The organism is Mesorhizobium sp. M7A.T.Ca.US.000.02.2.1 (genome assembly GCF_003996995.1).
Taxonomy (GTDB): domain Bacteria; phylum Pseudomonadota; class Alphaproteobacteria; order Rhizobiales; family Rhizobiaceae; genus Mesorhizobium.
In genome coordinates this window covers 1-4,845 of record NZ_RZTT01000432.1, presented here as the reverse complement: position 1 = coordinate 4,845, position 4,845 = coordinate 1, and the positions used below count along the sequence as shown (strand labels likewise).

At 63.2% G+C, this 4,845-nt stretch carries 4 protein-coding genes; 1 reads left to right on the top strand and 3 read right to left on the bottom strand.

The window, feature by feature from the left end; all coding sequences use genetic code 11:
* Positions 1–118 precede the first annotated feature (118 nt).
* The gene (locus EOD15_RS28535; RefSeq protein ID WP_127269003.1) at positions 119–919 is read right to left on the bottom strand and encodes a thioredoxin family protein; all 801 of its coding nucleotides are present in this window, start codon (positions 917–919) and stop codon (positions 119–121) included.
* A 172-nt stretch (positions 920–1,091) separates the two neighbouring features.
* Between EOD15_RS28535 and EOD15_RS28530 the strand changes: the two genes are divergently transcribed.
* Positions 1,092–1,769: a ceramidase domain-containing protein gene (locus EOD15_RS28530; RefSeq protein ID WP_127269002.1), complete on the top strand. Its 678-nt coding sequence runs from the start codon at positions 1,092–1,094 to the stop codon at positions 1,767–1,769.
* 48 nt (positions 1,770–1,817) lie between these two features.
* Here the strand turns inward: EOD15_RS28530 and acnA are convergent, their stop codons facing one another.
* Both acnA and EOD15_RS36335 read right to left on the bottom strand, forming a co-directional pair.
* Positions 1,818–4,508, bottom strand: coding sequence for an aconitate hydratase AcnA (gene acnA, locus EOD15_RS28525; RefSeq protein ID WP_127409058.1), 2,691 nt, complete (start codon positions 4,506–4,508; stop codon positions 1,818–1,820).
* A 142-nt stretch (positions 4,509–4,650) separates the two neighbouring features.
* The coding region (locus EOD15_RS36335; RefSeq protein ID WP_210212211.1) for a hypothetical protein at positions 4,651–4,845 on the bottom strand (195 nt) is incomplete at its 5' end.

Sequence of the window (4,845 nt, the reverse complement as noted above, 5' to 3'; positions counted from 1 at the left end):
GGTCCGCGCTGCTTCGCAGCGTCCCGGCGTTCGCCGGCCTTCATCGTGCCACCGGCACGATGAATTCGCCTTCGACGAACCGGCTGCTCGCCCCACAAGGGGAGAAGGAAAGAAGGCCTTAAGGCTTGTGGATGAACGCGGCGCCGAGAATGGGACCGGGCATGCCGTCCTTGCCGACCGACTGCAGCAGCACGGCGCAGCCGCCCTTTTTGGCAATCTCGCTCATCGGCAGTTCGTAGCGTTGTGCCTTGCCATGCCACATGCCGGCGGTCTGTATCCCGGTGACGGCGTTCCAGTAGGTCATCTTGCGGCCGGTGTTCTCGCCCTCGCCGACCTTGACCGTCTGCGGCGGGTCGAAATAGACGATGACGACATGGGCGTCGCTGGGGCCGTTGCCGGCATCGCCAGCGTCGATCGTCACACGGTCGCTGGTGCGGCTGACCTTGACGGCGACGCGCATGCCTTCGCCGCTCTTGGCCATGCGGGCGAGCGCGCCATCGACCTCGCCGCGGCTGGCGCCGTTGACGTGGACACGGCCATTGATAACGGCCTGCGGCGTATAGACGGAGCGGCTGCCGAAGGCGCGCATGTAGTCGTATTGCCGCTCGGTGTTCTCCTTGCGGCCCAGTGTATCCTGCCAGCCGAGATAGTCCCAATAGTCGACGTGATAGGCGAGCGCGACGATATCTTCCTTGGCGGCAAGTTCGGAGAACAGCGTATCGGCCGGCGGGCAGGAACTGCAGCCCTGGCTGGTGAACAGTTCGACCACGCCCAATGGCCTGTCGATCTGGGGCCTGTCGATCTGGACCCGGTCGGCATGGGCGCGATCGGATTCGCCGGCATGCCCGGCGCCGGCAGACGCCGAGAAGGCCAGCGCAAGAGCTGCCAGCCACAATGATTTTCGCGAGGCCATGGCCATTCCGATTCCCGCCGGTGGTGCCGGCTTTATCTTGATTGCTAAAATATGTGGCAGAACCGGAAGTCAACGGGAAGTCACGTTGCAGTGAAATTTTGCCATTGCAGCCGACCGCAACCCCGCAATAGGAAGGATCTGCGCTTCAGGATAGAAACCGATTCGGGCGACAATCACGATGTGGCAAACGTTTTTGGCGCCAGTCGACCTCTATTGCGAGCGGACCGGCCCGGAATTCTGGTCCGAACCGGTAAACGCCCTGACCAACCTCGCATTCATCGCCGCCGGCCTGTGGGGCGTGCGCGAGGTACGGAGGCTGGGCACCGGCGCCTTCGCCGAGGTGCTGGCCTGGTGGGTGGTGGCGATCGGCATCGGTTCGACGATCTTCCACACCTTTGCCACCAAGGGCACAGTCTGGGCCGACGTGCTGCCGATCGCCGGCTTCACGCTGGCCTACACGCTGTTCAATCTGCGCCGCTTCCTCGGCATGCGATGGGGCAAGGCCATTGCCATCTTCATTGCCTTCTATGTGCTTGCCGGGGCGATAACCCTTGCCGTGCCTGACTGGCTGCGCCAGGCGTCGAACGGTACGACGGGCTATCTGCCGCCGTTCCTGGCGCTCGCCTTCTTCGGTGTCTGGGTGACGGTGAGCGGCAATCGCGCCGGCTGGTATAATCTGGCGGGATCGGCGATCTTCGTCGTGTCCGTCATCTGCCGGATGATCGACCCGGTGATCTGCGGCAGCTTTCCGCTCGGAACGCACTTCCTCTGGCACATCCTCAACGGCGTGATGCTCGGCGTGCTTTTGGCGGCAGCGGCGCGGTTTGGGAAGCCTAAGGTAGGCAGTAGGCAGTAGGCAGTAGGCAGTAGGGGTCTCTATTCCCTACTGCCTAGTCCCTATTCCCTAAGCTGCAAGATCGCGCAGCACGTATTGCAGGATGCCGCCGTTCTTGAAGTAATCGAGCTCATCCAGCGTGTCGATGCGGCAGATGATCGGCACGTTCTTCACAGTGCCGTCGCCATAGGTGACCTTGGCGATCATCGTCTGGCGCGGTTTGATGGTGCTCAAGCCGTCGATCTCGACCAGCTCGTCTCCCTTGAGGTTGAGCGATGCCCATGAGGTGCCTTCCTCGAAGACGAAGGGGATAACGCCCATGCCGACCAGGTTCGAGCGATGGATGCGCTCGAAGGACTGGGCGATGACCGCGCGGACACCAAGGAGATTGGTTCCCTTGGCCGCCCAGTCGCGCGACGAGCCGTTGCCGTATTCGACGCCGGCGAAGACAACCAGCGGCACGCCTTCGCTTTTGTATTCCATCGCCGCGTCGTAGATCGATTCCTCTTCCTTGGACGGGTAGTGGATGGTGTAGCCGCCCTCGCGGCCATTCTCGCCCAGCATGTGGTTGCGGATACGGATGTTGGCGAAGGTGCCGCGCATCATCACCTCGTGGTTGCCGCGCCGCGTGCCGTACTGGTTGAAGTCGGCGACGCCGACGCCGTGGTCGGTGAGGTATTTGCCGGCCGGCGAGGCCGCCTTGATCGATCCTGCCGGCGAAATGTGGTCGGTGGTGATCTTGTCGCCGAACAGGCCGAGCACGCGGGCGCCCTTGATATCGCCGATCTTGCCGAAACCTGACGTCATGCCGGCGAAATAGGGCGGGTTCTGCACATAGGTCGAGTTGTCGTCCCACGCATAGGTCTGGCCTTCCGGCGCCTTGACGTTCTGCCAGTACTCGTCGCCTTTGAAGACATCGGCATATTTGCGGGCGAACAGCTCGCGGGTGACGTTCTTCTCGATGAACTCCTGGATCTCGGCCGAGCTCGGCCAGATATCCTTGAGGTAGACCGGCTCGCCGTTCTTGTCCTCGCCTAGCGGCTCGGTGGTCAGGTCCTTTGTGACGGTGCCGGCCAGCGCGTGCGCGACGACCAGCGGCGGCGACGCCAGATAGTTGGCCTGCACGTCGGGCGAGACGCGGCCTTCGAAGTTGCGGTTGCCGGACAAGACCGCGGCAGCGATCAGGCCCTTGTCGTTGATGGTCTTCGAGATCGGCGCCGGCAGCGGCCCGGAATTGCCGATGCAGGTGGTGCAGCCGAAGCCGACCAGGTTGAAGCCGATCTGATCGAGTTCCTTCTGCAGGCCGGATTTCTCCAGATACTCGGCCACCACCTGGCTGCCTGGCGCCAGCGAGGTCTTCACCCACGGCTTCTGCTTCAAACCGAGGCGGTTGGCGTTGCGGGCCAGGAGGCCGGCGCCGATCAGCACGCTCGGGTTCGAGGTGTTGGTGCACGAAGTGATGGCGGCAATGACGACATCGCCGTGACCGAGATCATGGTCGGTGCCTTCGACTGCGTAGCGCTTGGAGATTTCGGCGGCCTTCTTGTATTCGGTCTCCATCGCCTTGGCGAAACCTTCCGGAATGCCTTCAAGGGCGACGCGGCCCTCGGGCCGCTTGGGTCCGGCCATCGACGGCACGACGGAGCCAAGTTCCAGCTCGAGCAGATCGGTGAACACCGGATCGGTCGAGCCGGTCTCACGCCACATTCCTTGCGCTTTGGCATAGGCCTCGACCAGCGCGATGCGGTCCTCGCTGCGGCCGGACATTGTGAGGTAGCGGATGGTTTCCGAGTCGACGGGGAAGAAGCCGCAGGTGGCGCCATATTCGGGCGCCATGTTGCCGATGGTGGCGCGGTCGGCCAGCGTCATGTTGGAGAGGCCCGGCCCGAAGAACTCGACGAACTTGCCGACGACGCCCTTCTTGCGCAGCATCTGGGTGACGGTGAGCACGAGGTCGGTGGCGGTGACGCCCTCTTTGAGCTTGCCGGTGAGGCGGAAGCCGATCACCTCAGGCAAAAGCATGGAGACAGGCTGGCCGAGCATGGCCGCCTCGGCCTCGATGCCGCCGACGCCCCAGCCGAGCACGCCAAGGCCATTGATCATGGTGGTGTGCGAATCGGTGCCGACGCAGGTGTCGGGATAGGCCGTCGTTTCGCCGTCCTCGGTGTTGGTCCACACCACCTGGCCGAGATATTCGAGGTTGACCTGATGGCAGATGCCGGTGCCGGGCGGCACGACGCGGAAGTTGCGGAATGCCTGCTGGCCCCATTTCAGGAATTTGTAGCGCTCCTCGTTGCGCTCATATTCCAGCTCGACATTGCGGGCGAAGGCCATCGGCGTGCCGAATTCGTCGACGATGACGGAATGGTCGATGACGAGGTCGACCGGCACCAGCGGGTTGATCTTCTGCGGATCGCCGCCGAGCGAGGCCATGGCGTCGCGCATCGCGGCAAGGTCGACCACGGCCGGAACGCCGGTGAAATCCTGCATCAGCACGCGGGCCGGGCGATAGGCGATCTCGACGCCGGCGGTGCCCTTGTCGGTCAGCCAGCCGGCCACCGCCTGGATCGATTCCTTGGTGACGGAGCGGCCGTCTTCGTTGCGTAGCAGGTTTTCCAGCAGCACCTTCATCGAATAGGGCAGCTGCGAGATGCCGGTGAGGCCGTTCTTCTCGGCCTCGATGAGGTCGAAATAGGCATACTCCGCGCCGCCTGCGGTCAGCGTGCGGCGGCAATTGAAACTGTCGAGGGATTTTGACACGTGCGATCCTTGTCTGTTCAGCCTGAAAGGGAACGGACGCCGATGGCATGCAATCACGCGCAAAGGTGCGGGTACGGCCATTTCCGCTGTCCGTTCCCAAGCAACCCGAGCCGTTCAAGGCGGCGCGTGCGCTGGTTCGGCGCTAATTCTGTTCCCGTGCCGACCGCTGGCACGGATGCACCGCATATAGAGAATTTTCTGGAATAGTTCTAGACAGTTGGAAAGCAAATTTGTGCGATGCGGCAACGGCCGCGACACATGGTTTCAGGGCAGGCGAGGAATGCGGCTGATCGCCGAAAATCTGGGCGGCGAGCGAGGCGGCGAGGCGGTGTTTTCC

What these genes read in the sequence shown, in the direction of transcription:
- EOD15_RS28530 (WP_127269002.1), top strand. Translation starts at nt 1,092, where the DNA reads ATGTGGCAAACGTTTTTGGCGCCAGTCGACCTCTATTGCGAGCGGACC.
- EOD15_RS28535 (WP_127269003.1), bottom strand. Translation starts at nt 919, where the DNA reads ATGGCCATGGCCTCGCGAAAATCATTGTGGCTGGCAGCTCTTGCGCTG.